The sequence below is a fragment of the Mycobacterium sp. 141 genome (genome assembly GCF_000382405.1).
In the GTDB taxonomy this organism is placed as follows: Bacteria; Actinomycetota; Actinomycetes; order Mycobacteriales; family Mycobacteriaceae; genus Mycobacterium.
On sequence record NZ_KB908264.1, the window covers coordinates 117,997 to 144,109 of the forward strand.

Below are 26,113 nucleotides of genomic sequence, written 5' to 3' on the forward strand. Positions count from 1 at the left end.
TTGTCGGTCTCGCATCCCACCATCACGACATGCAAGAGGTCTTCATCGGCAGCGAGACGCTCAAACGTGGCGCCCTCACCCGCAGTGCCCTGCGATGGAACTACACCGCGATCTTTCCCGACGTCTATCTGGCGCGGGCGGCCGAGCAGACTTTACGACACCGAACCACCGGGGCCTGGCTGTGGTCGCGCCGCAACGGTGTGATCGCCGGTCGGGCTGCAGCCGCACTACACGGCGCGCTGTGGGTACCTCACGACTCTCCCGTCGAGATGATTTGGCGCAACGGCCGCCCGCCATCGGGGATTGTCGTACGCAACGAGCGCATCGACGCTGACGACATTGTCGAAATCTCGGGCCTACCAGTGACGACGCCGCAGCGAACCGCGCTGGATCTCGCGCGTCACCTGCACCGGAACCCGGCCGTGCGACATCTTGACGCACTCGCTCGGGCTACTGACGTCAAGGCGCCCGACGCTCTGCGGCTCGCCGAACGCTACCCACGGGCACGCGGATTGCGGCGGGCTGAGGTCGCATTGGATTTGATGGACGGCGGTGCCGAGTCACCCCAGGAAACCCGGATACGTCTCATCTTGATCGATGACGGCCTACCACGACCACGGACGCAGATTCGGGTGACCGACGGCTTCAACGAAGCATTCATCGACATGGGGTACGACGAGCCGATGGTCGGGGTCGACTACGACGGTAAACACCACGCCACGCAGCGCCCCCGCTATGTCCACGACATCGGCCGCAACGAACTCGTGGCCCGTGAAGGCTGGATCGACATCCACGTGGTGGCCGAGCATAGCCGCGCGTTCATCCTGCACAGGGTCCGCGAAGCGTTGAGATTGCGCAGAGGGTCGTGAATTCGCATCGATCACAGCCGTGAGCGCAATCTCGACCTCTACAGCGGGTCCCGAGCGGCCGGACACGACATGCAGCGCGGCCCGCCGCGGCCGGTGCCCAGCTCCGAGGCCGCGATCGCCAGCACCTCGATGCCGGAATCGGCAAGCCGCGTGTTGGTTTGGGCATTGCGCTCGTAGGCAACCACCACACCCGGCGCGACCGCCAGGGTGTTGTTGCCGTCGTCCCACTGCTCACGTTCGGCTGTGACAGGATCCAGCCCCGTGTCGATCACCCGCAACTTGTCGATGCCCATCGCCTCGGCGGCGGCGCGGACGAACGGCACTGCCTCGTCGATCCGCACGCCACGGTCTTCACGGTGAATGGTGAACGCGGACAGTGAATCCACAATGTTCGGGTACATCACCACGGCGTCGACGTCGACCATCGTGCAGACGGTGTCCAGGTGCATCTGGGCCCGCTCCTGGGCGATCGGCACCGCGAGAACCGTGTGGGCGAGATCGTCGTCGAACAGGCTGCGCGCCAAGGCTTCCGCGCCTGCGGGCGTGGTGCGCTCCCCCACTCCCACCGCGATGACGCCGGGGGCCAACAGCAGCACATCGCCGCCCTCGACCGGAGCCGACCGGGATTCGTAGGCTCGCCGGACACCGAGGAATCGTGGATGGTGGGCGTAGATCAGGTCGGTCAACGAGGTCTCCCGCACCCGCGCGGGCAGGGCCAGCGACGGGATAGCCACGCGTGGCCCGATCCAGATCGACGAGTCGCGGGTGAACAGCAGGTTCGGTAGTGGGTCGATGACGAAGTCGCCGCCGTGGTGCATCCGCCGCACCAGTGAGATCTCCGCACCGCTGAACGGCAATTCGTTGAACGTCATACCCGCCATCAGCACGTGCGCCAGGGCGGTGGGCCCCAGAGTCCGCAGGTAAACCGAGAGTTCCTGCGCCAGAGGCAGACCCAGGCGGCGCCCGTCCACTGCAGCCGATATGCCGTGCATCCGGGCCGCACCGCTGGCGAGCGCCTCGGTGAGCAGATCGGCCAGCAACAACACCTCGACGCCGCGCGAGCGCAGCAGCTCGGCGAAAGCGTCATGTTCCTGCTGCGCCTTGGAGACCCACGGCAGGCCGTCGAACAACAGGGCATCGTTGTTACGCGGCGTCAACCGCTGCAGTTCAGGGCCCGGGCGGTGCAAAATAACAACCCGCAGCGTGCCAACCTCGGAGTTGGAGCCCAGCACAACATCAGCCACAACGAGAACGGTAACCCCAAGCATCACCTCAAGTAGGGTTTAGGTGTCATGGACACGCACGAGCTGACTCCGGGCGAGCTGGCCCGCCGGAGCGGCGTAGCGGTTTCAGCCCTGCACTTCTACGAACGCGAAGGGCTCATCAGCAGCCGTCGCACGTCGGGCAACCAGCGCCGCTACGCCCGCGAGACGCTGCGCCGGGTGGCGTTCATCCGAATGTCACAGCGCCTCGGCATCCCGCTGGCTCGGATCCGTGAAGCGCTCGCCACCCTGCCCGCCGACCGGGTACCGACCAGCAAGGACTGGGCCAAACTTTCGGCCGGCTGGCGGCAGGATCTCGACGACCGCATCCTGCACTTACAACGGTTGCGGGACAATCTGACCGGCTGCATCGGCTGCGGCTGCCTGAGCCTGAAAACCTGTCGGCTGACCAACCCCGGGGACGTGTTGGCGGGGCAGGGCCCGGGAGCCTCTCGCCTCTGACGCATCGAACGTCTGTGCGATACACTCGCGGCCATGGAGCTGGCGCTGCAAGGCTCGCTGTTCGAGCACGCGGAACGTCGCAGACTCGGCAATGGGGCCTGGGTGGAGCTGCGTTCCGGCTGGCTGCCCGATGCTGATTCGCTGTTCGAGGAGCTGATGGACACCATCCCGTGGCGCGCCGAGCAGCGCGAGATGTACGACCGGGTGGTCGACGTACCTCGGCTGGTCAGCTTTCACCATCTGGTCAACGAACCGGTGCCGCATCCCCGGCTCAAGCAGATCCGGCGCCGGCTCAACGACACCTACGGCGGCGAACTCGGCGAACCCTTCACGACCGCCGGGCTGTGCATGTACCGCGACGGCAACGACAGCGTGGCATGGCATGGCGACACCATCGGCCGCGGCCGTACCGAGGACACCATGGTGGCGATCGTATGCCTCGGTGCGACAAGGGTTTTCGCACTACGTCCGCGCGGCGGCGGGCATGCACTGCGGTTACAGCACCGGCACGGCGACCTGCTGGTGATGGGTGGCTCATGCCAGCGCACCTGGGAGCATTCGATACCGAAGACCAGCAGGCTGGTCGGTCCGCGGATCAGCATCCAGTTCCGGCCGCACGGTGTGCACTGACCCGGCAAATTAGCCCTTAACGGCGGCGACCGCGGAGGTCAGCAGGTCACGCGCCTTTCCGGTGTCGACTGGCGTCACGGGCTTGTCGGGTTGCACCAGCGGGTTGGCGGTGACGATCACGAGGTAAGGCCCGAAGCTCGCCACGTAGTTGTACAGCTCGCCGGTCCGGGAATGCCCCTGAACCCAGGTCTGCACCACCCGGTGTGTGCCGAGAGTGGGTATGCCGTCGATCTCCGGCGCCTCGACCACGTCGACCTGCCCGCGCGAGCCCGGTCCGACGAACTTCACCTGTTTGCACTCCTCACCGGGATGATTCACCGGGATCGGCTCGGAGGTTTCCACGGCGAGCACGATGAACCGCTGGCCCGCTCCCTCGGCCACCGAGGCGGCCATGTTGCCCTTGAGCCCGGGAGGAAACGTCTGTCCTTCGGCGAACTTCGAGCAGTCGGCGGGCTCGAAGGCCATTCCAGGTGGGATCTTCTGTGGCGCAAGTATTTTTGGGTCAATCCCCGTGGGCGCGATGTCCTTTACCTTGAACTCGGGCCCAAAATCCGTCTTCACCTGGGTCACGTTGGCGATGTTGGCATTGGGATACGCCTGCTTGTCCGAGTGACTGCAGGCCACCAAAGCACAGGCACTGACGACGGTGCCTGCGATGACAGGTAGCACGTTCCGGTTCGGCATCGCTGCCAACTTACCGGGAGCTACCGGCTCAGCCGCGTATCGCCGACACCGTTTTCACCAACAGGTCCGCAGCGAAGTCCGCGCCGAGTGGCGGGGACGGCGAGCCTGGATCGGCGACGACGGTGACGAAGCAGTGAAACTCACCCAGATCGGCGGTGAACGTGTCGGCGTGCGAACGGGTTTCGTTGCCGCCTTCGACGACGGTCGAGATCACGGTCGTCATGCCGGTGGTCCGGGCATGGGGGATGGCCGGTGCGGCAACGGCCATCACCGTGGCATTGCTGTGGCCGCCGCTGACAGACCACTGCTCGCACTGTTCGCCGAGAGCCGGATCTTGTTGCGCCGTTGTCCGCGCCACGACGGCATAGACGATTCCGCCGGGACCCGAACCCGACCAACCGCGTGCGGTGGCCGGATCCACCGGCGGCGCCGCCAACGCCCCGCACTGCGGCGGATCGGCGACCCACTGTGAGCCGAATCCCCAAAGGGCGATCGGTGTGACGCGCCGGTCAATCACGGCGATGTCATAGCCGGTGGGCAGATTCTGGCGCACTCGGTCGATCCTCGCCGGATTCATCATGGCCGGGCCCACGGTCGTCGTCGCGGTCGACGTCGGCGTCGTGCTCGGTGCCGGCGGTCCAGCACACGCCACCACGCACCACGTCAGGGCCAATGCGGCCACCGCTTTCCGCACGACCACCTGTCTAGCACGACTGTCAACCGATTTTCAGTCGCCAATCATTTGACAACTGTTGGGATTCAGTGGAATTAAACTCCGGCACTCTCGGTTTGAACATGTGGGTCCTCAATCGACGACAACACTCGGGAAGGCAAGACAGTGCATGGGTTGGCATATGCGACGATCGTCGGGGGCGCGCTGTCCGCGTTCACACTCGGTCTCGCAGCGCCGGCAATGGCTTCACCATCGGGTGTGGGGTCAGCGCAGGACACCATGTCCGAATTGGAGCACGACGGCTACCAGGTGGTGGTGACCAGGCAGGGCACCGCTCCGCTGGAGCGATGCACGGTGAATTCGGTGCAACCGTTACCGCTGATGAGACCGATGGTGCTGCTCACTGCGACGTGCTGACGCCGACACGGAGCCAGGCCACGAGAGCACAGCGGGAACAGTTCTCGATTTCCCAAGGAGAAATCCTTGACAATGCAAGCGCGCCCATAGAACTGCCGCCCCGGCAATTGTCGAATACTGCCGCGTAGCAAGCCGCTGTGTGTTCCAATCCGATTTCGACGGGCGACCACGCGTGCCTGGCGAAACCGTGCCGACCAACCGATCGGAGACCTGATGACCGCGATTTCGCAGTCCCTGCGGGCCGGCGGCATCGCCGTCGCCGCTGTCGCGCTCGCCATCTCGCTGGTGGGCTGCGGTTCCGGCAACAAGTCGCAGGACACCAGCAAGTCGACGTCGACTGAAAGCAGCACCGCGACAACGACCATGCCGGATGAGCAGGGCCCAAGCGGCGAACCGTCGCCAGCAGCCGCCGCTGGCCCCAACTACACCATCGTCGACTACATCCGGGACAACAACCTGGTCGAAACCGCGGTCCACCGAGGCGATCCGGGTACGCCGACACTGGATCTGCCGGTTCCGTCCGGTTGGTCGTCGGCTGGCGACAAGATGCCGGACTGGGCTTGGGACGCGATCGTCTCCGACGACCCAGAGTTCGCGGCAGATCCGCCGTCGGTCATCGCCCTGATGTCCAGACTTACCGGCAACGTCGACCCCGCGAAGATCCTCGAGTACGCCCCGAACGAGATCAAAAACCTACCCGGCTACGAGGCGATGGGTGACGGCGCCAGCAGCACCCTCGGCGGGTTCCAAGCGTTCCAGTTCGGCGGCGGCTACGTCCGCGAAGGCGTCAAGCGGGTGATCGCCCAGAAGACCGTGGTGATCCCCGGCCAGGGTGGCCTGTATGTGTTGCAGCTCAACGCCGATGGGCTTGAGGACCAGATGGGTGCACTGCTCGACGCCACCGCCATGATCGACGAGCAGACCACCATCACACCCTGATCGCGACGGCTATCCGCCGGGATCGGCCGTCATCACTGGCTCACCGCCCGGATGACCTGCCGTGTGGCGTCACGGATCTGCCCGATGAGCGTTGACGGGAACGGCAACGTATCCGGGGGCGGCACAACAACTTCGGTGCTCACCACACCAAGGTCATCGCGATGCCAGTCCGCTCCGAGCCGGTCGAGTATGTGTCGCATGGCGTAGTTGTCACTCAGCACCCGCGCGGTAAAGCGTTGAACGCCAAGATATTCTGCCGACACCACCAGCGCGCACATCAAAAAGGTGCCGATGCCACGGCCCTGATAGTCGTCACCGACGGTGAACGCCACCTCTGCCGTCGTCGAATCGTGTTCGTCCCGCACGAACCGGGCGTCGGCGATCACAGGCCCGAGCGCCCCCTCGGTCATCACCCAGACGAAGTGATCGGCGTAATCCACCTCAAACAGGTACTCCAACAACGCCTTGGTCGGCTTGCGCACCGATTGGAAACGGCGGTAGAGGGTTTCGCCGGAGAACTCGACAGGCCCGTTCATGGTGCGTTCGACATCACCGGGTAGGACGGGGCGCAAATAGAACCAGTCCCCACTACGCACCTGCACCGGGATCGGGGTGATGAACGCCGCCAGCCGCTGTCGCGCGATCCGCACGACCTTGTCGAGCATGCCGGGAAGTTCGAGCAGGGTGGCGAACGCTTCCCGGTCCCCGACCCACCCGAGCAACGGCTCGGCAGCCAGGACTGTAGCGGTTCGCGGCGAGTCGCGCAGCAGGGCGATTTCCCCGACGATCAGACCCGGACCGATCTGGACAACCGTCGTCGTCCCGTCGTCACCGACGTGAACGACATCTGCGCGCCCGACGCGGATCGCCAGGAAAGACACGGCACGCTCGCCCTGCCTCATCAGAACCTCGCCGGGCACCGCCGCCAACGGCCGCAACTGCGCGGCCAGCGGTACCAGATCCGATGGCCGACAGTCGGCGAAGAACTCCAGGGCAGCCAGTTCGTCGGCGCGGACTTGGGTCAGTTCGGCCACGTCGCCTCCGGTTCCGAAGATGGCACCAGGCTACGACGGGATGCCCATACCCCGAGGGCGGACGCGGCAAAAACTGAAGGAGGCTCACGCGCCACGCCCGAGCCGATGACCACAGGCACTCGGGCCCAGTGGCCACGGCTCGCTCCGTGACGCCATCCTCATGACATCACGGTGAGATCAGTGCCCTTGGCGCACAGCCTTCTCGATGCGCGCACCCAGCTCGCTGTCGATGTTGCGCCAGTACTGCAGCGCTCGGTCGAGCACCTCACCGGTGACCGCTCCCAGCGCGCCGGCCACCTGACTCACGGCCGCATCCCGCTGTGCGTCGTCCCAGACCTGCCGCACCAAGGTGCCGGCCTGGCCGAAGTCGTCATCCTCGGCGTGCAGCGCGTATGCCGCGCGCAACAGCTCGCCGTCGGCCTCCCAGCCGTCCTCGGCCGGGCCGATATCGTCCGACCAGGGGCGCCCGATGCTGTTCGGCGCATATACCGCCGCTGCACCTGCGTGGTGGTAGGTCATCTGACCGTCGAACAGATAGGTGTTCACGGACACGCCCGCACGTGGCTGGTTCACCGGTAGCTGGTGGAAGTTGGTGCCGATCCGGTTCCGCTGGGCGTCTGCATAAGCGAAAGCCCGGCCGAGCAGCATCTTGTCCGGCGACAGTCCGGTACCGGGCACGGTGTTACCCGGCGAGAATGCGGCCTGTTCGATCTGGGCGAAGAAATTCTCCGGATTGCGGTTGAGCGTGTAGATACCCAGCGGGATCAAAGGGTAGTCGGCGTGCGGCCACACCTTGGTCAGATCGAACGGATTGAACCGGTAGTCGGCCGCCTCGGCGTACGGCATCACCTGTACCGAGACCCGCCAACTCGGGTAGTCACCCCGGGCGATGGCGTCGAACAGATCCCGGCGGTGGAAGTCGGCGTCTGCACCCGACAAGGCCTCGGCCTCAGCGTTGGTGAGGAACTCTTCGCCCTGATGGGTGTGGAAGTGATACTTGACCCAGAACTTCTCGCCGGCCGCGTTGACCCACATATAGGTATGTGAGCCGTAGCCGTTCATATGGCGCCACGTCCTGGGCAGCCCGCGGCGACCCATGAGATAGGTGACCTGGTGGGCGGATTCGGGGTTCAACGTCCAGAAGTCCCACTGCATCTGGGCCGAGCGCAACCCAGAATCCGGCAGACGTTTCTGGCTACGGATGAAGTGTGGGAACTTGATCGGGTCGCGCAGGAAGAACACCGGGGTGTTGTTGCCGACAATGTCGTAGTTACCCTCGGACGTGTAGAACTTCATCGCGTAGCCGCGGACGTCGCGCCACGTGTCCGGGCTACCTTGCTCGCCGGCGACGGTAGAGAAGCGGACCAGCAGGTCGGTGTTGGCACCCTTCTGGAACAGGGCCGCCTTGGTGTATTGCGAGACATCCTCGGTGACCTTGAGGACGCCGAAAGCGCCCGAACCCTTGGCGTGCGGGCTGCGCTCAGGCACTCGTTCCCGGTTGAAATGCGCCATCTGCTCCAGGAAGTGCACATCGTGTAGCACGATCGGGCCATTGGATCCGACGGTCAGCGAGTTGCGATCACTCGCGGCCGGAGCACCGGTGCCGGTGGTCGAGCCCGTGGATTCTGTTGCGGTCATGCGAATCTCCGATCAGTGGTGCTGTTACCGACTTGGCATTCGGGACACGTGCCCCAAAAGGTCACTTCGGCCTCGTCGATCACGAAGCCGACCTCGGCGTCGACGCGCAGGCACGGTGCGCTCGCAGCAGCGCATTCGACGTCTACGATCGCGCCGCACTGACGGCACACCACATGGTGGTGGTTGTCGCCGGTCTCAATTTCGTAGCGCGCGGGCGAGCCGGCCGGTTCGATCCGACGCAGCAGGCCCGCTTTCGTCAGCGCATACACCACGTTGTATCCGGCCTGTACCGACAGCGATCCGATGCGGCCACGCGCGCCGGCGATGATCTCGTCGACGGCGGCGTGCGGCGACTCACCCACCTCGGCGAGCACCGCGAGCCGCGCCTCGGTCACCCGCAACCCAGCCGCCCGCAACTCGTCCCGCCAAAGCGTCATACCGCGCCTCACTCCCATTCGTGGGATCTGTTGTCTCCCAGCCTCCGCCGTTTTCTTGCATAATGCAAGTCTTGTCGTATGCAAATCATGTGGGATGCAGGAATCAGACGGCCTTACAACTGCCGCGGGCGTGGGATACTTTCTGTCATGGCCACGGCGAATGAGGTTGCGTCAACGAAGACACCGGTCGACGAGCTCGTGGCATTCGAGGCCGCTACGCGCGACCTGGTAGGCGTGGCACTGCGCAGCGTCGAGCAACTCGAGGTTTCCCTACCGCAGTTCCGGCTGCTGCTGACACTCTCCGAGCTCGGCCGGTCCACATCGTCGGACTGCGCACGGGCACTCGGAGTCGCCGGCTCGTCGGTCACGCGCCTGGCCGACCGGCTCCACACCTCCGGCCACCTGGTCCGTGGCACGGATCCAACCAACCGCAGCGTCGTCACACTCGAACTCACCGCCCAGGGCCGCAAGCTGGTCAGACGGGTCAGCACCAGGCGCCGCCGGGAGCTGACCCGCGTGCTCGACAGCATCGACGCCGACGAACGAGCCGCATGCGCGGCAGTGCTGCGCAAACTGCACGACCACTTCGGCGACGACTACGCCGGTGATCTCTACAACCCGATGCCGTGGTAGCTCGACGGTTTCGCTAGATCACATATGCGTGGCGGGAGTCAGGCCGACACTGCCGACGTCAGGTCCGTGACAGGTCGACATGTTCGTTGCCGCCGGCGGTCTGCTTCGTCGTGGTGACGTCGCGGCACTCACCGTAGAGATCGATGCCTCGAGTCGTGACAGCCGAGTTCTGCGGACGGAAGACGGCTGTCACGCCGTTCTTCTTCAGCGCCGCGCTGTGGGTATTGAACGCGGAATCGGTTGTCCAGCCTTCAGCTTTAAGGCGTTGGATCATTTGAGCGTCCTCGGCATCTGCGGCTTCGAGGCTCGCCGCCGGCGGGTGCGCGATTCTCATCTTTCCCTGGAACGGTGCATCCCCCTGGTCGTTGCAGGAACCGTGCCAAAACACGGCGTCAACAACTTGCAAGTCGACGGTGCCGACGATGTCCCTTGCGGCGTCGATGACTTGAGCCTTGGACTGCTCGGGGGTGATCGGATTCGATACGCCGTCGTTCATGATCCCGCCCACTACTCCACATCCTGAAACTAAGGCCGCTACCATGGCCGCGGCAACTAGTGCTTTCGGTGTTGTCTGTGCATTGCGCATATGTGTGTTTGGCATCTCAGCTTCAGATCATCCCCGCTACTGGTGTGTATGTCCGGACGTACCTGGACGGAAGAGCTCGGGATCGTTGGGCATGGTCAGCCCGGGCACCGGCAGAGGAATGTAGCCCACGACGGGGATGCGGTGCGGAGCCGTCATACCGTCGTGCACGAGGGCGTCCCCATGGCCGGAGACGATGTCGCCCATGCTGAACAACGATTCGCCACCGGGCGTGTAGTACTGGCTGTGGTCGCCCAGCGGAAACGTCAGACCCGGCACTTCAGCCTTGAACCGCGTGGACCCGTAGCCGTCCATCGCGGGGTCATCGCCGAGCGAGACGGTGAAATCGGTGCCCGGCACGGGAATCTGCGGGATGGAGCCGAGTTTCGTGATCGGGTCGGTAGAAGCCGCCCCGACGTAGAGATGCCCACCCTCGTTGAGGTGGAAGTCGGCGGCACTGTGCGCCATATCCGTGCCCGGACAGCCGACGAGCACCACGTCGTCGGCGTGCATGCCATATCCTGCGGCGGCGTCGGACACGGTCGTCGAGCCGTAGGAGTGCCCCAATACGGTCATGTGCCCTTTGCCCTCGTGGGTAGCGTTGAGGCCGTTGACATCTGCGGCCAACATCTGACCGCCGTCGTGCGCCAGGGCGCTCGCCCCAATTCGCGGATCGACGGGCGAATCCGGTGCGTCGTAGCCCATCCACGCCATCACTGCCGTGTGATTGGTGCGATCAGCCGCATTGGCCTCCTTGTAGAGCTCGATTGCATCGTTACCGCCGAGCCAGCCGTTGGTCACACTGTTCCCCGTGCCGGGCACGACGACTGCTGTGTTCGCGCTGTCATCCGGGTTGCCGATCGCAATCGCCGCCCGACCGTCGCCTTTGAACGCCTCGGGTTCATACACCTGCAGAAACGTTGGTGCACCGGTCCTTTCAGCGTCTGTCTGCAATGCCTCTTGAACCTTGAGTGCATTTTTGTAGCGGTCCATCATCTGCCCGGCCATGCCATAGAGCTCCGGGTGAGCCAGCACCTCCTCTTTCGTCACTCCGCGGGACGCGGCGACCTGAGCGGGGCGATCGAGATCCTGTTGAAGGATGCTCTTGTTGGCCTTATCGCGGTCGGCGACCGGAATGCCGTTGAGGTTGCCCAACTTGTCGGGCCACTTATCCAGGAGCTCGCGCTGCTTTTCCGGAGGCAGCGACTTCCACCACTTGTTGACGTCCCCCGGACTCTTCCCCACGGGAATCTCTGCCCCGGTGTCATATGGCAGCGGCGCTCGCGGAAGATCTCCGATTCCGAACTTCTGCGGTTTGGCGTCCAACCCCGCGACCGCGGCACGCATATTCTGGCTGAGCTGTCGGTCGGTGGTGTCGAAGTCCGCCAGATAGGTCTTGAGGGTAAAGGAGTTTGTGGCGGCTAATTGCTGCAGCTGCATGGCGTTGGTCGGGCTGAGCTTCGCGTACTGATCCAAGGGACTTCCCAGCCGAACCGAGACCGAGCCGTCGGCGGCGACCTGCCAGCCTTGGCCCTTCAACTGATCAACTACCTGCAACAGACCGGTTCGGGTCTGGCTGAGTTTGGCACCGCCGTCTTGCAGGACAGGTTGAGCCCGGGTCAGCGCATCGTGAACCTGTTGCATGCGCGCCAGGGTGGGCTCTGCTTTCGCGGTCGCCGCTTCAGACGCAGTGCCGTGCCAGTTCGACCGTAACCCGTCGATGGTCGCGCGCTGGTTGTCGATCTGCGATGCCAAACCAGAGGCCTTGTTGGCGATTTCGACGGCCGATGAGGTCAGCGACTCGGGACGTGAAGCTTCCACCTGCGGGATCGTTACCGGTACGGCGGGGGGCCTAGCACTGAATGTGGGCGATATTGCGACGGGCCGGCTGGTCACAGGGCGAACTTGGGTAGGAGGCGGCCGAGTTCCCCATCCGTCCGGTTGTAGTGTTCGGCGGCGGTCGACAACTTCGTTGAATGGCTCGTCAGCTCTTCGTGCACGTTGTCCAGCTCAGCGTCGACGATCGAACCAGCGAACTGACACGCCCCTTCGCTGAGCAGGCCGGAAACACCCGTGCCCGCGCTGGCCATCGATTCGCCTATGCCCATGTCCGAGACAAACTGGCCCACATCGGTCTGCGCGCGTGCCGCGTTGCGAAGCGAATCCGGATTGACACGCAACGTCCCACCCATGGAAGCAAAGTCTACGACTGCCAGCAACGACGACATCGCATCATCTTGCTGGGCTGCTGCCGACTGGCATCTCTGGACAGTTAGCTAACTCTTTGAGCCAGACTAGCTGCGTGAATCTCTGTGGAGCTAAGGGGAATCGAACCCCTGACCTACTCGATGCGAACGGGAATCACTCGGCGTTTGTTGACTCAAGGTGTGTTGATAGCACTACGAACATGCAGGTAAACGAGTTGGCTGTGTTGGTTGCCCCAAGGCGCGATTAACTCTGCTGCGGACTGGTTGCGGACTGATGGATTCAGGCGCAAAGGCCAGCAAACCCGGTGAGATCGTGAGAATTGAGCGACCCACAGCAGTTTCTCAAGCGAGGCCTGTCGCCGGTTCCTGAAAACTAGACCTCTGAGGGTCCCGCAATGTTGACCCACCTGGTGGTCTTTTGGGGGGATGCATTCGGTGGAGGATTGGGCGGAGATTCGGCGGTTGCACCTGGCTGAGGGGGTGCCGATTCGGGAGGTGGCCCGTCGGTTGGGTATCGCCCGGAACACGGTGCGGGCCGCGTTGGCGTCGGGACGGCCCCCGCAGTACGAGCGCAAACCGCGTGGTTCGGTCGCCGACGAGTACGAGCCCCAGATTCGGGCGTTGCTGACTGAGTGGCCGAAGATGCCCGCTCCAGTGATCGCTGAGCGGATCGGCTGGCCATATTCGAGTTCACCGTTGAAGAAGAGGCTTCAGAAGATCCGGCCGGAGTATGTGGGTATCGATCCGGTCGACCGGTTTGTGTATCGGCCTGGGGAAATTGCGCAGTGCGACTTATGGTTTCCCGCAACGAAGATCACCGTCGGTGACGGGCACGAACGCGTCTTGCCGGTACTGGTGATGGTCTCGGGGTTCTCGCGCACGATCGGCGCGGTGATGCTGCCTTCGCGCCAGGGAGGCGACATCCTCTCGGGCATGTGGCAGGTGATTTGCCGGTGGGGACGGGTGCCCAAAACCTTGGTGTGGGACCGCGAAGCAGCGATCGGCGGCACCGGTCGGGTCTCCACGCTCGCCACTGCGTTCGCCGGAACCCTGGCCACCCGGATCCAGTTGGCCCCACCTCGCGACCCGGAATACAAGGGCATGGTGGAGCGGGCCAACGGCTATCTGGAAACCTCGTTCCTGCCTGGTCGCCGGCTTGTCTCCCCGGCAGACTTCAACACCCAGCTCAGGGAATGGCTGGTGCGAGCCAATACCCGCACGGTTCGGGCGATCGGGGCGCGGCCGGCCGATCTGTTCGAAACCGACTGCCAAGCCATGCTGGAACTGCCGCCAGTGGTGCCGCCGATCGGGCTGACCCATCGCATCCGGTTGTCTCGCGACTATTACGTGCGCGTCGACGCCGTGGACTATTCGGTCGATCCACGGGTAATCGGTCGCTTCGTCGATGTCAGTGCCTCGCTGGACGACGTGGTGGTGCGTTGCGACGGTCAGGTGGTGGCGCGGCACCCGCGGTGCTGGGCGGCGCGTGCCACCGTCACCGACGCGGCCCACGTCGAGATCGCTGCCGGATTGCGCAACGCTCTGGCCGATCAGCGCAGCCGTCGAGCAGCCGCGACGCGCCGTCACCACGACGGTCACCCGGTGGCATTGCGTGCTCTGCCCGATTACGACGTCCTGTTCGGTGTCGATTTCGATTCCACCCCAACAACAGTGAGGAACAGTTCATGACCCCAGTAGCGAAAACCACCAAGCAGCCTGGTGAGGTGAGCCCGCCGCTACCGGCCGATTCGCCACCTTTGGCATCGGTGCCCGCCGACGGGCTACCCGCCCAACTCGCCTACCTCACGCGGGTGCTCAAGACCCCGACGATAGGACGAGTTTGGGAGCCCCTGGCCGAGCAGGCACGCGACGACAACTGGTCCCACGAAGAGTATTTGGCTGCGATTCTGCAACGGCAGGTCGCCGACCGCGAATCGGCGGGCACCATCATGCGGATCCGCACCGCACACTTCCCCCAGGTCAAAACCCTGGAGGATTTCAACCTCGACCACTTGCCGTCGTTGCGGCGAGATGTACTGGCCCACTTAGCCACCGGCATGTTCGTACCTAAAGCAGAGAACGTGATCCTGCTCGGGCCGCCTGGGATCGGCAAGACGCACATCGCGATCGGCCTGGGTGTCAAGGCCGCCCACGCCGGTTACTCGGTGTTGTTCGATACCGCCAGCAACTGGATCGCTCGACTCTCCACCGCACACCACGCCAACCGGCTGGAGTCCGAGCTGAAGAAGATCCGCAGATACAAGCTGATCATCATCGACGAAGTGGGCTACATCCCCTTCGACCAGGATGCGGCCAACCTGTTCTTCCAATTGATCGCCTCCCGCTATGAGATTGGCTCAATCATGGTCACATCGAATTTGCCGTTCGGGCGCTGGGGAGAGACGTTTTCCGACGACGTGGTGGCCGCAGCCATGATCGACCGACTCGTGCATCATGCCGAAGTACTCACCTTGACCGGCGATTCGTACCGGACGCGCACCCGACGCGAACTGCTCGGCAAGAGCCGGTCCAACAGCAGTTGAGCCAGCTGTCAGATCATTTCGTCGGACCCTGGTCGTCGAAGATGTCCAACGCCTCCGCGACCATGCGGTGGCCCTGGTTCTCGAAGCTCACGTCGCCAACTTGGTAAGCCCACGCCGCCGTGCCGATGGCCTCGTGGATGGCAGTCATCGTCGACAATTCCGGCGTTCGAGGGTCGCTACCATATCCGAGGAAGAAGGCCTGCTCAAGGCTAGGATCGGTCCTCCACTGCTGGACTGCGAGTCGATTGAAGTCCGTGACTGCAGGCCGCCATGCAAATCTTCCGAAATCGATGACTTTGACGATGCCGTCACCGATGAGCCAATTCCTGGGCTGCCAGTCACCGTGAGTGGGTACGACAGGAACCGGTCTGGGTCGATGATCGAGCAGGATGGTCCGCAGTTTCGCAGCATGGTCGGGTTGGATGCGGTGCGGCTTATCTAGCCAGGCAAGTGATTTCGCGACTGCAGCCGAATCCCAATCAGGATCAATGCGTTGCGCTTGATCGTGAAACGCCCGCAACAGGATTCCAGCCTGATGGTAGGTGTCCGCAACGAACTCGGCGTCAGACCCCTCCACCAACGAGCCCTCCAAATACCGAATCGCGAAGATATTTGCGTCGCGGTCATGATGGAGAAGTAGCGATGCCCGGCCTGTGCGCTCCAGCACCGTGGTGAAACCCTCGTAGGCGGTGATCTCTCGCCCGATGTGACGGTTGCCAGCGCCAGCAGCTTTAACAACAATCCGTCCGCGGCCGGAGTCAACATCGAGCACGACCGTATCCACGAGATCCCAACTCATATCCGCTAACAGGCGCACATCACCAAACCAATCAGCAACCAACTCGGATTGCCGGTCGCTAAACCGCCCTCGATGCCATGTCTTCACCCGGCCACGCTAGCGCCGTCGCCCGCTCAAGTGCTCGCCTCGATGGCCGACCGTGGGCCGCCAATGACGAGCACAACTGGGTCAATTCCGGAGACCCACAGTGGGTCAATTTTCGGAGACCGTTGACAAGGCCCGCCCATCGCGGCATAATCCGCGTCTTCTGGGGGTCAATAACGGTGCAAATGGGGCCACGTTGGAGTAGGCGACCTGGGTGTATCTAGAAGCGTATCGGCGCAACTTCGCCACGGATTTTGGTGTCTTTGAGGCCGTTTCCCCGACCTTACGATGAGTGCGCAGGGCGGTACGGGCCGTTCATTCTTTGGGGGGAGCATGGCAATAGCGGTACGGCGGAGCCGATATTGGCTCGCGTCGGTGATGCTGTTCATCCTGGTGGTGACTTCGGGCCTCTCTCATCCCGCGGTCGCCGTTGCCGACACCAGCGACTGCGCTACTCAACAGGCGGCGCTGGACGACGTTCACGCCCGCATCGACGAACACAACTCGCGTTCGCGCGGATCTGGTCCACCGGAGATCGTCCGCCCATACAACGCGGAGGCTGACCGACTCGATGCCGAACAGGCTGCCAACCTCGGTAGCCTGCACGCCTGCCAACGTGCGGTCGGCGTCGCTCGCGTGGGAGGCCCCGCCCCGCGTACTCAAACGCCCGAGACTCTCAGCGAGATCGCGAACGCGACCGCGGCGTCGCGGCCCCGCTGGCCGACAGCGGGACCCGTGACCCGACTCGCCGATGGCAAGGTGACGATTCCGAAGGGCCATCCCCTGCGGCCCCTGTGGGATGTGATCAAAGGACTGCAGTCTCCAATGAGGCCGTATCCGAACGTTCCGTTGCAAGGTCAACCCCGGCCCGCGATTGGCGACCAACACCCGTCCGGATACACGGTCGGAAACCGCACAAACAAGCGAGGAGATGAGCCCGCGGTCTCTCCCGACCACATCGTGCCCAAGGTGGAGATTCTGTTTCTCCCACGGTTCCTGGACCTCACCCCGGAAAACATGTGGGAGGTCATCAACGCACCCATGAACCTGCAATGGTTACCTTCCGAGGTTAACGAGCGGATCAAGAATTCCCGCTCGGCCGCCGACATGAAAGGCGTAGATGCTCAGTGGCAAAACGAGCAGATTGCGCTACAGGATCAGAAGCGTCGCGAGCTGACCGATTTGATCGCCCAGCTCGCCGATAGCCAACTGCCGAAACGATAAGACAGGGACGGTATTAGACGGTGTCAGGAATTGACGAGACGGCGCTGAGAGCCGCAGCGAATTGGGAATCCGAGCCCATCAGCATCCTCAAGCCCGGCGACGACACCAGAGCGCTTATCCCACAAGAGTGGTGGCCGGTGGCGGAGTCGGCTGATCCACAGGATCGTGCGCGGGCCGCATTAGCGTTGTGGAACACCGACTTCTTGGACCTCATTCCCCGCTACGCAGCGGTTTTGCGAAACTCGCTAGTCGACGTGCGAGTCGCCAAACACACCTGGCTGGAAGCCCCATCGTTGGACTACGTGGTGCGACGGTTCGACGGTGATCTCCTCGTATGGGTTGGCGAAGACCCTCGCACCATCGGGGATGAGATGCCGCCGCTGTTCGACTCGGTGCCCCCGGCTGTTCAAACCTTCCTTCGACAAGTCCACGCCGGTTACACCATCTACGACGGAGAGTCTTGCGGTGTGACATCCCCGTCAGCCATGAAAACCCTCGCTGCGTACTGGGGCGAGCCCGACCGCAATCAGATCGAGGAGTGGGACGAGGACTATCCATTCCCAGGTAGTCAGCGATTACTGCTGGTGACCGGCAGTGAGACGTCGCATCTGTTCACCTCACCAGATCTGCCGGTCGGGACCGCGGTCACCTACTTCGAACCCGAATACGAGATCGTCCCAATCGGCGAAGGGCTCGACATCTTCATGAACATGCCGCTGGGAGGGTGAACCCATGACGTTTCCCGGACCATGGCCAGCAAGCGGTCCGACACAGCCCCAAGGCGGTTGGCCACCGCACTACGGCCCGCCGCCACCTCCCTACTCGGCCGGAGCGCCAGGCCCGCAGGGATGGTGGCAGACCCCGGCGCAGCAGCCCACTAATCCCGTGCCGCCTTACGGATGGCAGCCACCACCGCCCCCGAAACGCTCCAGGCTGAAATGGGCCGCAGTAGCACTTATCCCGATACTGTGCGCGGCGATTGCGCTGGGGGTGTGGGGGTTCTACCACCACCAGCATGAACAGCAGCTCGCCCAAATCCGGGAAACGATTACCGACTTCGCCGAGGCTTCGGACACCGCCGATTCCGCTCGGCTCAGTTCACTGATGTGCCAGGAAGAGGCAGCTCAGTTCCAAGACGGATTCGAGGGCGCAGGCGACGACGGACCTATTGAGCCCGCCGAACGACGCCCCGTAATCGTTGGCTCCATCAACGTGACTGACGACAACGCGACCGTCGACGTGAGTCGGCCCCCCACACCGGCCGTCACCTTCAAGCTCAAGCGCGAAGAGGGCCGCTGGAAGCTGTGCAACCCCAGCTGAATTCACACATACAACGCGACATCGGAGAACTGGCCCGTTGTCTCCGGGACGTCGGAGCGACTAGCAAACACGCACGTTCGGGCTTCACATCCAGTAGCCGAGGACCACGCCAACAGTCGCGATGTCGAGCCCGAACAGTGGCACCCGAAGGTCGGGCACCTGCACGCGGTCCATTCGCACGATCTGAGGCACACTGCGGCGAGCTTGGCCGTCAGTGCCAACGCGAACGTCAAAGCGGTTCAACGGATGCTCGGACACGCCAAGGCCAGCATGACGCTGGACATCTACGCGGACTTGTTCGACGAGGATCTCGACGGCGTTGCCGACCGGCTGGATACGGCAATCCGCACTGCTGCGGACTGGCACCTCTGGACAGTAGTAGTCAGCTAACTCGTTGAGTGCTGACTACCTGCGTGAGTCTCTGTGGAGCTAAGGGGAATCGAACCCCTGACCTACTCGATGCGAACGAGTCGCGCTACCAACTGCGCCATAGCCCCTGATACCGAGAGGAAAGGCTACCAGCCTGCGGGCTGGGAACCGAAACTGGCTGGTTACTGCCCGGCCGCGCGCGGCAGATCGTATTCACGGGTGAACGGCACGTAGTCCAGATGCTCGAAAATCGGGTCTTCGTCGTCGATGTCGAGAACCACTGAGCCGGGTTGGCGTAACCGGGATGGGACCACGTCGAGATTGTGGTCATCGGTGTTCTCCACGCCCAGCCGCGACCGCATCATGCGCTGCGCCCGTCGGCGGCGCAGCTGTTCCTCGATGCGGGTCTGCCGGCGCAGATAGGCCAGGTACAGCACGGTCAGGGTGGCGACGACACCCAGCAGCCACCATGCCGACGGTGTCAGCAGGAACGCTGCGGCCGCCGAGAACACCATCGACACGGCAAACCCCGCGAGCACCCGCTTGCGGAACTTGTACTTGCGGGCGCTCACCGCGGCAGCGGTCTTGGATTCGAAACGTCGCGTCCGAGAGTCGCTGGGCGATGCGGCCACCGGCACCGCTTCGGCGTCGTCCTCATCGTCGTCCTCGGGCTCGGATTCCAGCCCGGACGAGTCGGCCACATATTCGTACTCGTCGGTTTCGTACTCGTCAGTGAGGCCGTCGGCCTGAGCCTCGGCAACGGATTCCGCCTCGTCGGCCTCAACCTCAGGCTCGTCGATATCCGTTGGTAGTTGGTCGGTTTCGACCTCGGCGGCCTCGTTGATCTCCGGCTCGACTTCGATGCGCTCGAACTGGTCGGTCGCGGGCTCCTCAACCTGCAGGGTGCTGACGGGCAGCGCGCCGGAGTCCTCTTCGACGATATCGACATCGAGGTAGTCGGGCTCGGCGGTCTCGGCAACCGCGGCGGCAACCACCACCGATCGCTTCGGCTCGGATTCTTCTTCGAATCGGTCGTCGAGTTCTTCGTCGAGGTGGTCGCCGGACCGTTGCCAGTGCGGATCGCTGTGGTGACCTGCGGCCGGACCGCGTCGTAGCCGCTGCGCATTGCGACCGCCGTTGAGCACACGCGTGGCGAGGGCGACGTCGCTGGTGCGACGAACCGCATCACGCTTGCTGATCAACATCGGAACCAGCACGAAGAGCCAGAGCACTACGAGGGAAATCCATAGCAGAGACTGGGGGATGCTTGGCATGTAGCCTGCTCCTTTCCCCTTCAGGCTAGGTCTGTGACCAGCGCATCCATGGGCGGCGCGCCGAGGTCAATTACACACCTGTAATTCACCTGATACAAGCACCAACAGCCCCAAATGTCACATTGGTAACAGAGTGTGCCTGGGCGGTCGCTGAGATTGCGTCCACGGCTGTGAATCCGGTGAATCCACGACCCTGAGCGCAATATGAACGAAATAGCTGTTTCCGGCGCAAATCAGGCCCTGCTGGCCCGACCGGCTCGCACCAGCGCTTGCGCGGCCGATTCGGTCATCTCATCGATCGTGATCGCGACGAGCAAATGGTCCCGCCAGGCGCCGTCAACCTCCAGGTAGCGCTTCAGCAGACCCTCTTCGCGGAAACCGACCCGCGCCAGCACCGCCCGACTGATCGCGTTCTCGGGCCGTACGGTCGCCTCCACCCGGTGTAACCGCACTCCGGCGAAGCAGTGGTCCAGACCGAGTGCAAGCGCCGCTGTGCCGACGCCGCCCCCGGTTTTCGCGCTGTCCACCCAATACCCGATCCACGCCGATCGCAGCGCCCCATGCGTGACGTTGCCGATGGTGAGCTGGCCGGCAAACTGCCCGTCGAGCTCGATCACGTAAGGCAGCATGCGGCCCTTTCTGGCCTCCGCTCGCAGCCCCGAGCATACTGTCGGCCAAGACGAAACCGCGTGCCGCGCAGCCCACTCCGAACCCGAGACAGGCTCCCATGGCTCCAAGTGCTCACGGTCGGCCAGCCTGATCCGGCTCCACACCGCCGCGTCGCGCAACCGCACGGGACGCAACTTCACCACGCCCGCCGGCACGCGCAGCGGCCCAAGAGGGTCGGGCCAGCCGGGGTGGACCCCACCCGAACGGAACAAAGTCATCAGCCGCGCTGAGCCAGGAACGCCACGCCGACAGTCTCACCGGTGCGGATCTCTTCGGCTTCGCTGGGTACGACGACCAGACAGTTGGCCTCGGCCAACGTGGCCAGCAGGTGGGTGGACGCGCCAGGAGTCCCGCCGAGGGCCTGTACCAGATACTCACCGCTGTCCTGGTCGCGCATCAACTGGCCGCGCAGATATCCGGTGCGACCGGCCACCGAACTGATCGGTGACAACGTCCGGGCTTGCACGACGCGCCGCATCGGCTGGCGTTTACCCAGTGACAACCGGATCAGAGGACGCACCATAACCTCGAACACCACCAGTGCGCTCACCGGATTGGCGGGCAACAGGAAGACCGGCACGCGGTCGCGTCCCAACTGCCCGAAGCCCTGAACCGAGCCCGGGTGCATGGCGATGCGGGCCACCTCCATCTCGCCCAGTTCGGCGAGCACAGTACGGACGCTCTCGGCCGCGGCTCCGCCCACCGCGCCGGCGATCACCACGATCTCGTTCCGATTGACCTGCCCCTCAACAGTTTCCCGCAACTCGCCAGGATCGGTGCTGATGATGCCGACGCGGTTGACCTCGGCACCGGCGTCACGCCCCGCTGCCGCCAGCGCATAGGAGTTGACGTCATAGACCTGCCCAGTTCCCGGGGTGCGGGAGACGTCGACAAGCTCACCACCCACGCACATCACCGAAAGCCGCGGTCGCGGGTGAACCAACACGCGGTCGCGCCCCACCGCGGCGAGCAGGCCTACCTGAGCAGGTCCGATGATGGTGCCGGCCCGCACTGCGACATCGCCGGGCTGCACGTCGTCGCCCGTGCGCCGCACGTATGCGCCGGACCGCACACCACGCAGCACGCGCACGCGGTTCTGGCCGCCGTCGGTCCACCGCAGCGGCAAGACGGCATCGGCGAGCGTCGGCATCGGCGCGCCGGTCTGCACCCTGGCCGCCTGCCGCGGCTGCAACCGACTCGGCGTCCGCGCGCCCGCCTCGATCGACCCCATCACGGGCAGGCTGATCTCACCACCGCCGCGCTCGTCCGGATCGCCCTCGTCGCCCACGCCGAGCACGTCGACACTGCGCACGGCATACCCGTCGATTGCGGCCTGGTCGAACCCCGGCATCGGACGTTCGGTCACAACCTCTTCGGCGCACATCAGGCCTTGAGCTTCGGCTATGGCCACCCGTACCGGCCGAGGTGCCACCGCGGCGGCCGCCACCCTGGCCTGCTGCTCCTCCACCGAACGCACAACACGCCTTCCTATCCCGTTTACCGGGCCCGACGCGCGGCTCTACTGCCCAGCCAGGCCCAATCGTTCAACCAACCACCGCCGCAACTCGGGGCCGTAGTCGTCACGTTCCAACGCAAAGTCAACCGCAGCCATCAGGTAGCCGCCGGGATTTCCCAGGTCGTGTCGAGCGCCGCGGTGCACCACCACATGTACCGGATGGCCCTCGTCGATCAGCAACGAGATGGCGTCGGTGAGCTGAATCTCGCCGCCGACCCCGCGCGGAACGCGGCGCAGTGCATCGAAGATCGCCCGGTCCAGAACGTACCGGCCGGCCGCGGCGTAGTGCGACGGGGCGTCCTCGGCCTTGGGCTTCTCGACCATGCCCTTGACCCGCAGGACGTTCGGGTTGGTGGAGTCGGGAACGGGCTCCACGTCGAACACGCCGTAGGCACTGATCTCGTCGCCGGGCACCTCGATTGCACACAGCACCGAGCCACCGCGCTTGGACCGTACCCGCGACATCGTCTCCAGCACACCGGTCGGCAGCACCAGGTCATCGGGCAGCAGCACGGAGATGGCGTCCTCGTCGGGATGCAGGCTCACCTCGACACAGCTCACGGCGTGGCCCAACCCGAGCGGCTCGGCCTGCACGACCGATTCGACCTTGATCAGAGCAGGCGCGCGGCGCACCTTCTCGAGCATCTTCACCTTGCCGCGCGCCGCCAGCGTGCCCTCGAGCACGAGGTCCTCGACGAAATGCGCGACGACACCGTCCTTGCCTTCGGAGGTGACGATGATCAGCCGTTCGGCGCCGGCTTCTGCGGCCTCTGCGGCGACCAGTTCGATGCCGGGCGTATCGACCACGGGCAGCAGTTCTTTCGGCACCGTCTTGGTGGCGGGGAGAAACCGTGTGCCCAGGCCTGCAGCCGGGACGACTGCCGTGTAGGGAATAGGCACCACAGGCGGCTTCGCAGACGTGGTCATCGTTCATACCCTAATGCGCGTTCTGACATGGTGGGGGTTGTGACCCCACTGACGAAGCCCGAGTTACGAGCCGCGCTGCTGCGCGCGCGGCGCGCAATCCCGCAGGAGTCGCGCGACGCGGAGGCCGAGGCGCTCTGCCAGTGGCTCCCCGGTCTCGTCGGGCCGGGTCAGACCGTGTGCGCGTACGTGCCGGTCGGTTCCGAACCTGGCTCCCCCGCACTCCTCGACCGGCTGCTCGAGCTCGGCGCCCGGGTGCTGCTCCCCATCGCCCGAAACGACGCCGACGGAGTTCCCCTGCCGTTGCAGTGGGCCGAATATCAGCCGGGCAGCCTGCAGCCGGCGGGTTTCGGGCTGCGCGAACCCCCGCCCCCCTACCTGCCTGCCGAGACGGTGAGCGAGGCGGCCGCGATCCTGGTGCCTGCGCTGGCGGTGGACCGATCCGGCGCACGACTGGGTCGCGGCGCAGGCTTCTATGACCGCACCCTGAGTGCCGCCGTCGCCGGGGCGAAACTGATCGCCGTGGTGCGCGACGACGAACTGCTCGACGAACTGCCCGCCGAGCCCCACGACATCCGGATGACCCACGTCATGACGCCGGCCGGGGGTATCGCCTCCCTTGCTCTATGACGTGGGCGCCGCGATCCGCAGCTTCGCCAGGACCGCCGGGCTTACCCGATGCGCGGGCGGCATCGCGCGGGAATGGCCCGCCCCACGTAGCGGTTCTAGCACTTGAGCCGGTAGAGTGCTAACAAGATTGACCTAGTCGGAGGTTTTCGTGCCTACCTATTCCTATGCGTGTACCGAATGCGGCAATCGGTTCGACGCGGTGCAAGCGTTCAGCGACGATGCGCTGACCACCTGCCCGAAGTGCTCCGGTCGGCTGCGCAAGCTGTTCGGCTCAGTGGGAGTGGTGTTCAAGGGCAGCGGCTTCTACCGCACCGACAACCGAGAGTCGGGCAAGAGCTCGTCGAACGGCTCGGCAAAGAGCGGCGAGAGCGCAAGCTCGTCGGAGAAGTCCTCTTCTTCGCCGTCCTCTTCCTCATCATCGAACAGCTCGTCGAGCAGCTCCAGCTCCGCCCCCGCAGCCGCGGCATCGAGCTGACCGACAGAGTTATCCACAGGCCGGCGAAAACATCGTTCCGGCACCCGATGTCGGCGCCTACGGTGGCGCCATGGCCGAATCACTCAACCCTTCGGCACTGCGCCGCCTGGGCGTCGCGCTGCGCCCGGACTGGTCCCGCACGGTCGCTGCCCGACGCGCCGCAGCTGCCGGCCTCGTGATGCTCGCCGGCATCGCCGCCGTACGGTCCGATCCACGGGGCGATCTCACCCAGATCGTGGTGGCCGCACATGATCTGACGCCGGGCGTGACGCTGACCGCCGAAGACGTCCGGCTGGAGAGCCGCAGTGCCGCCACCGTGCCCGATGGAGCCCAGACTGACGTCACCGCCATGATCGGTGCCACAGTGGCCGGGCCCGCGCGCCGCGGTGAGGTGCTCACCGACGTGCGCCTGCTCGGATCCCGTCTGAGTGAATCGATCGCCGGCCCGGACGCCAGGATCGTGCCGTTACAACTGAGAGACACCGCCGTGCTGGACCTGATCCGGCCCGGTGATGTGGTCGACGTACTCACGGCCGGCGACAGCGCTGAATCCCGGCCCCGGGTCCTGGCCACCGACGGGGTGGTGGTTCTGGTGTCAGAGAAGCCCAAGGGCGGCGGCGAACGGGTGGCTCTGGTGGCCCTGCCTGCGCGGTCGGCAAACGAGGTGGCCACTGCAAGCCTGGTCGCGGCTGTGACCGTTGTGATGCATTAGCGGTGCACTGCAGCGATGATCGAACTCTGCTGACATCCGCGCAACTCGGTTAGTGTTCGCTTGTTCACCCATAATTGTCGTCACTGCAGGAAGGGTCCCGGCATGTTTAAGGGCTTCAAGGAGTTTCTGTCGAGGGGAAACGTCATCGACCTGGCCGTCGCCGTGGTCATCGGCGCGGCATTCACGGGCTTGGTCACGGCGTTCACCGAAAAGGTGGTCCAGCCACTGATCGACCGGATCGGCGCCGGCCCCGACAAGGAATACGGAATTCTGAAGATCTCGCTGGGCGGAAATCCCGAGACCTTCATCGACTTCAACGCCGTGCTGTCGGCCGTGATCAACTTTCTTCTGGTGGCCATGGTGCTCTACTTCGTCATCGTGCTGCCTTATAAGAAGCTGCGCGAGCGTGGCGAGGTTGAGCAGGCACAGGACACCGAGCTGAGCCTACTCACCGAGATTCGTGATCTGCTGGCCGAAGGCGGATCCACCGGCAAGCACGTCACCGGCCCGGGCACCGGCCCCAGTCCGGACACTGCCGAGACGACCAGCGCCGACCGGACATAGCCGTCACGCTGAAACGCCAACAGCCCTGAGATGCGAACAGCCCCCGGAGGAATCCGGGGGCTGTTGCGTTTACCTGGGGGATGTCAGTTCATGTTCCAGGGGTCGCCGTAAGTGGTGACGCTGTCACCGGTGGAGGCGATCAGGCGGGCGAACGGACGCAGCAGCACACCACCGGCCGCGCCGGTCACGGTGCCGTGGGCGTTGGAGACCGCCACCCCGCCGGCCGGGCCCTTGACGTCCACCGAGAAGGTCGCGACCTCCTGGATACCGGGGCCGTTACCCAGGTCGGCCGAGATCGACACACCGGGGAACAGGTTGGGGGTGATGACCGAGCCCAGCGGGGCAAACCCACTGCCCAGCGGTGCCGGCGCGATCGACGCATCGTCGAGCAGGATGTTCGGGGTGGTGTAGCTGAAGTTGATGCCCACACCCAGTGACCACGGGAAGCCGATCTGATAGCCCAGTTCCAGCGTGCCCGCGAAGTCATCGGCACCGGGGCCCTCAACGTGGTACTTGGCCCGACCGGAATGGAACCACTCACG

At 64.5% G+C, this 26,113-nt stretch carries 31 protein-coding genes and 1 tRNA gene; 16 read left to right on the plus strand and 16 right to left on the minus strand.

The features are described 5' to 3' along the window. The first annotated feature begins 29 nt into the window (after window positions 1–29). Window positions 30–869, plus strand: a complete 840-nt coding sequence (locus tag H276_RS0114690; protein ID WP_019972065.1) for a type IV toxin-antitoxin system AbiEi family antitoxin — start codon at window positions 30–32, stop codon at window positions 867–869. Window positions 870–907: 38 nt separating this feature from the next. On the opposite strand, the gene arcA is transcribed toward H276_RS0114690, so the two are convergent. Then, window positions 908–2,137, minus strand: coding sequence for an arginine deiminase (gene arcA / locus H276_RS0114695; RefSeq protein WP_196807924.1), 1,230 nt, complete (start codon window positions 2,135–2,137; stop codon window positions 908–910). 24 nt (window positions 2,138–2,161) lie between these two features. On the opposite strand from arcA, the gene soxR reads away from it, so the two are divergent. Continuing rightward, window positions 2,162–2,593 carry a redox-sensitive transcriptional activator SoxR gene (gene soxR / locus H276_RS0114700; protein WP_019972067.1) on the plus strand — a complete coding sequence of 144 codons (432 nt, stop codon included), beginning with the start codon at window positions 2,162–2,164 and terminating at the stop codon, window positions 2,591–2,593. A 33-nt stretch (window positions 2,594–2,626) separates the two neighbouring features. Continuing rightward, a complete protein-coding gene (locus tag H276_RS0114705; protein ID WP_019972068.1) occupies window positions 2,627–3,223 on the plus strand; it encodes an alpha-ketoglutarate-dependent dioxygenase AlkB in 597 nt (198 codons plus the stop codon). Window positions 3,224–3,232: 9 nt separating this feature from the next. On the opposite strand, the gene H276_RS0114710 is transcribed toward H276_RS0114705, so the two are convergent. Beyond that, window positions 3,233–3,907: a DUF5642 family protein gene (locus H276_RS0114710; protein WP_019972069.1), complete on the minus strand. Its 675-nt coding sequence runs from the start codon at window positions 3,905–3,907 to the stop codon at window positions 3,233–3,235. A gap of 28 nt (window positions 3,908–3,935) precedes the next feature. Next, on the minus strand, window positions 3,936–4,607 hold the full coding sequence (locus H276_RS0114715; protein ID WP_155943103.1) for a DUF5642 family protein: 672 nt from the start codon (window positions 4,605–4,607) through the stop codon (window positions 3,936–3,938). Window positions 4,608–4,820: 213 nt separating this feature from the next. Here H276_RS0114715 and H276_RS0114720 point away from each other — a divergent pair, with 213 nt between their 5' ends. Together H276_RS0114720 and H276_RS0114725 are read left to right on the plus strand one after the other, a co-directional pair. Continuing rightward, window positions 4,821–4,997 carry a hypothetical protein gene (locus H276_RS0114720; protein ID WP_231376683.1) on the plus strand — a complete coding sequence of 59 codons (177 nt, stop codon included), beginning with the start codon at window positions 4,821–4,823 and terminating at the stop codon, window positions 4,995–4,997. A gap of 213 nt (window positions 4,998–5,210) precedes the next feature. Continuing rightward, the gene (locus H276_RS0114725; RefSeq protein ID WP_019972073.1) at window positions 5,211–5,936 is read left to right on the plus strand and encodes an LpqN/LpqT family lipoprotein; all 726 of its coding nucleotides are present in this window, start codon (window positions 5,211–5,213) and stop codon (window positions 5,934–5,936) included. A gap of 32 nt (window positions 5,937–5,968) precedes the next feature. Here H276_RS0114725 and H276_RS0114730 read toward each other — a convergent pair whose 3' ends face one another. The 3 genes from H276_RS0114730 to H276_RS0114740 form a co-directional block, all read right to left on the minus strand. Next, a complete protein-coding gene (locus H276_RS0114730) occupies window positions 5,969–6,970 on the minus strand; it encodes a GNAT family N-acetyltransferase (protein ID WP_019972074.1) in 1,002 nt (333 codons plus the stop codon). Between the two features lie 177 nt (window positions 6,971–7,147). After that, on the minus strand, window positions 7,148–8,608 hold the full coding sequence (locus H276_RS0114735) for a catalase (RefSeq protein WP_019972075.1): 1,461 nt from the start codon (window positions 8,606–8,608) through the stop codon (window positions 7,148–7,150). Beyond that, window positions 8,605–9,045 carry a Fur family transcriptional regulator gene (locus tag H276_RS0114740; protein ID WP_019972076.1) on the minus strand — a complete coding sequence of 147 codons (441 nt, stop codon included), beginning with the start codon at window positions 9,043–9,045 and terminating at the stop codon, window positions 8,605–8,607. The genes H276_RS0114735 and H276_RS0114740 overlap by 4 nt, the downstream gene beginning before the upstream one ends. Before the next feature lie 147 nt (window positions 9,046–9,192). On the opposite strand from H276_RS0114740, the gene H276_RS0114745 reads away from it, so the two are divergent. Then, window positions 9,193–9,678: a MarR family winged helix-turn-helix transcriptional regulator gene (locus tag H276_RS0114745; RefSeq protein WP_019972077.1), complete on the plus strand. Its 486-nt coding sequence runs from the start codon at window positions 9,193–9,195 to the stop codon at window positions 9,676–9,678. A 58-nt stretch (window positions 9,679–9,736) separates the two neighbouring features. Here H276_RS0114745 and H276_RS0114750 read toward each other — a convergent pair whose 3' ends face one another. The 3 genes from H276_RS0114750 to H276_RS0114760 all read right to left on the minus strand — a co-directional run bounded on the left by H276_RS0114750 (window position 9,737) and on the right by H276_RS0114760 (window position 12,489). After that, window positions 9,737–10,174: a hypothetical protein gene (locus H276_RS0114750; RefSeq protein WP_036461137.1), complete on the minus strand. Its 438-nt coding sequence runs from the start codon at window positions 10,172–10,174 to the stop codon at window positions 9,737–9,739. Window positions 10,175–10,300: 126 nt separating this feature from the next. Beyond that, complete coding sequence (locus H276_RS0114755; protein ID WP_019972079.1) at window positions 10,301–12,082, minus strand: alpha/beta hydrolase; 1,782 nt, start codon at window positions 12,080–12,082, stop codon at window positions 10,301–10,303. A gap of 71 nt (window positions 12,083–12,153) precedes the next feature. After that, entirely contained in the window at window positions 12,154–12,489 is a 336-nt protein-coding gene (locus H276_RS0114760; RefSeq protein WP_019972080.1) for a type VII secretion target, read from the minus strand. Between the two features lie 405 nt (window positions 12,490–12,894). On the opposite strand from H276_RS0114760, the gene istA reads away from it, so the two are divergent. Then, a complete protein-coding gene (istA, locus tag H276_RS0114765; RefSeq protein ID WP_019972081.1) occupies window positions 12,895–14,157 on the plus strand; it encodes an IS21 family transposase in 1,263 nt (420 codons plus the stop codon). Then, entirely contained in the window at window positions 14,154–15,011 is an 858-nt protein-coding gene (gene istB / locus H276_RS0114770) for an IS21-like element helper ATPase IstB (RefSeq protein ID WP_019972082.1), read from the plus strand. Before istA ends, istB begins: the two co-directional genes overlap by 4 nt. A 13-nt stretch (window positions 15,012–15,024) precedes the next feature. Here the strand turns inward: istB and H276_RS0114775 are convergent, their stop codons facing one another. Continuing rightward, window positions 15,025–15,897 carry a phosphotransferase family protein gene (locus tag H276_RS0114775; protein WP_231376684.1) on the minus strand — a complete coding sequence of 291 codons (873 nt, stop codon included), beginning with the start codon at window positions 15,895–15,897 and terminating at the stop codon, window positions 15,025–15,027. 285 nt (window positions 15,898–16,182) lie between these two features. Here H276_RS0114775 and H276_RS0114780 point away from each other — a divergent pair, with 285 nt between their 5' ends. The 4 genes from H276_RS0114780 (at window position 16,183) to H276_RS24740 (ending at window position 18,828) form a co-directional block, all read left to right on the plus strand. Continuing rightward, window positions 16,183–17,118 carry a hypothetical protein gene (locus H276_RS0114780; RefSeq protein WP_231376685.1) on the plus strand — a complete coding sequence of 312 codons (936 nt, stop codon included), beginning with the start codon at window positions 16,183–16,185 and terminating at the stop codon, window positions 17,116–17,118. Window positions 17,119–17,138: 20 nt separating this feature from the next. Further along, a complete protein-coding gene (locus H276_RS0114785; protein WP_019972085.1) occupies window positions 17,139–17,846 on the plus strand; it encodes a hypothetical protein in 708 nt (235 codons plus the stop codon). 4 nt (window positions 17,847–17,850) lie between these two features. Then, a complete protein-coding gene (locus H276_RS24140; RefSeq protein ID WP_081625478.1) occupies window positions 17,851–18,438 on the plus strand; it encodes a hypothetical protein in 588 nt (195 codons plus the stop codon). 183 nt (window positions 18,439–18,621) lie between these two features. After that, window positions 18,622–18,828, plus strand: coding sequence for a tyrosine-type recombinase/integrase (locus H276_RS24740; RefSeq protein WP_369758483.1), 207 nt, complete (start codon window positions 18,622–18,624; stop codon window positions 18,826–18,828). Between the two features lie 34 nt (window positions 18,829–18,862). Here H276_RS24740 and H276_RS0114805 read toward each other — a convergent pair. The 5 genes from H276_RS0114805 to H276_RS0114825 form a co-directional block, all read right to left on the minus strand. Beyond that, window positions 18,863–18,935 (minus strand) — tRNA-Ala (locus tag H276_RS0114805). A 54-nt stretch (window positions 18,936–18,989) separates the two neighbouring features. Next, window positions 18,990–20,081, minus strand: a complete 1,092-nt coding sequence (gene glpR, locus H276_RS0114810) for a gephyrin-like molybdotransferase receptor GlpR (protein ID WP_026357012.1) — start codon at window positions 20,079–20,081, stop codon at window positions 18,990–18,992. A gap of 233 nt (window positions 20,082–20,314) precedes the next feature. Next, complete coding sequence (locus tag H276_RS0114815) at window positions 20,315–20,968, minus strand: GNAT family N-acetyltransferase (RefSeq protein ID WP_026357013.1); 654 nt, start codon at window positions 20,966–20,968, stop codon at window positions 20,315–20,317. Beyond that, the gene (glp, locus tag H276_RS0114820) at window positions 20,968–22,227 is read right to left on the minus strand and encodes a gephyrin-like molybdotransferase Glp (protein ID WP_026357014.1); all 1,260 of its coding nucleotides are present in this window, start codon (window positions 22,225–22,227) and stop codon (window positions 20,968–20,970) included. Before glp ends, H276_RS0114815 begins: the two co-directional genes overlap by 1 nt. A 42-nt stretch (window positions 22,228–22,269) precedes the next feature. After that, window positions 22,270–23,193, minus strand: coding sequence for a UTP--glucose-1-phosphate uridylyltransferase (locus H276_RS0114825; protein ID WP_036461115.1), 924 nt, complete (start codon window positions 23,191–23,193; stop codon window positions 22,270–22,272). A 27-nt stretch (window positions 23,194–23,220) separates the two neighbouring features. Here H276_RS0114825 and H276_RS0114830 point away from each other — a divergent pair, with 27 nt between their 5' ends. The 4 genes from H276_RS0114830 (at window position 23,221) to mscL (ending at window position 25,571) form a co-directional block, all read left to right on the plus strand. Continuing rightward, window positions 23,221–23,820 (plus strand): 5-formyltetrahydrofolate cyclo-ligase, encoded by a 600-nt coding sequence (locus H276_RS0114830; protein WP_019972093.1) that lies wholly within the window; start codon window positions 23,221–23,223, stop codon window positions 23,818–23,820. A gap of 148 nt (window positions 23,821–23,968) precedes the next feature. After that, entirely contained in the window at window positions 23,969–24,295 is a 327-nt protein-coding gene (locus tag H276_RS24150) for an FmdB family zinc ribbon protein (RefSeq protein WP_026357016.1), read from the plus strand. A gap of 70 nt (window positions 24,296–24,365) precedes the next feature. Next, window positions 24,366–25,007 (plus strand): SAF domain-containing protein, encoded by a 642-nt coding sequence (locus tag H276_RS0114840; protein WP_019972095.1) that lies wholly within the window; start codon window positions 24,366–24,368, stop codon window positions 25,005–25,007. A 102-nt stretch (window positions 25,008–25,109) separates the two neighbouring features. Beyond that, window positions 25,110–25,571 (plus strand): large-conductance mechanosensitive channel protein MscL, encoded by a 462-nt coding sequence (gene mscL, locus H276_RS0114845; RefSeq protein ID WP_019972096.1) that lies wholly within the window; start codon window positions 25,110–25,112, stop codon window positions 25,569–25,571. An 83-nt stretch (window positions 25,572–25,654) separates the two neighbouring features. On the opposite strand, the gene H276_RS0114850 is transcribed toward mscL, so the two are convergent. Next, the coding region (locus tag H276_RS0114850; RefSeq protein ID WP_019972097.1) for an MspA family porin at window positions 25,655–26,113 on the minus strand (459 nt) is incomplete at its 5' end.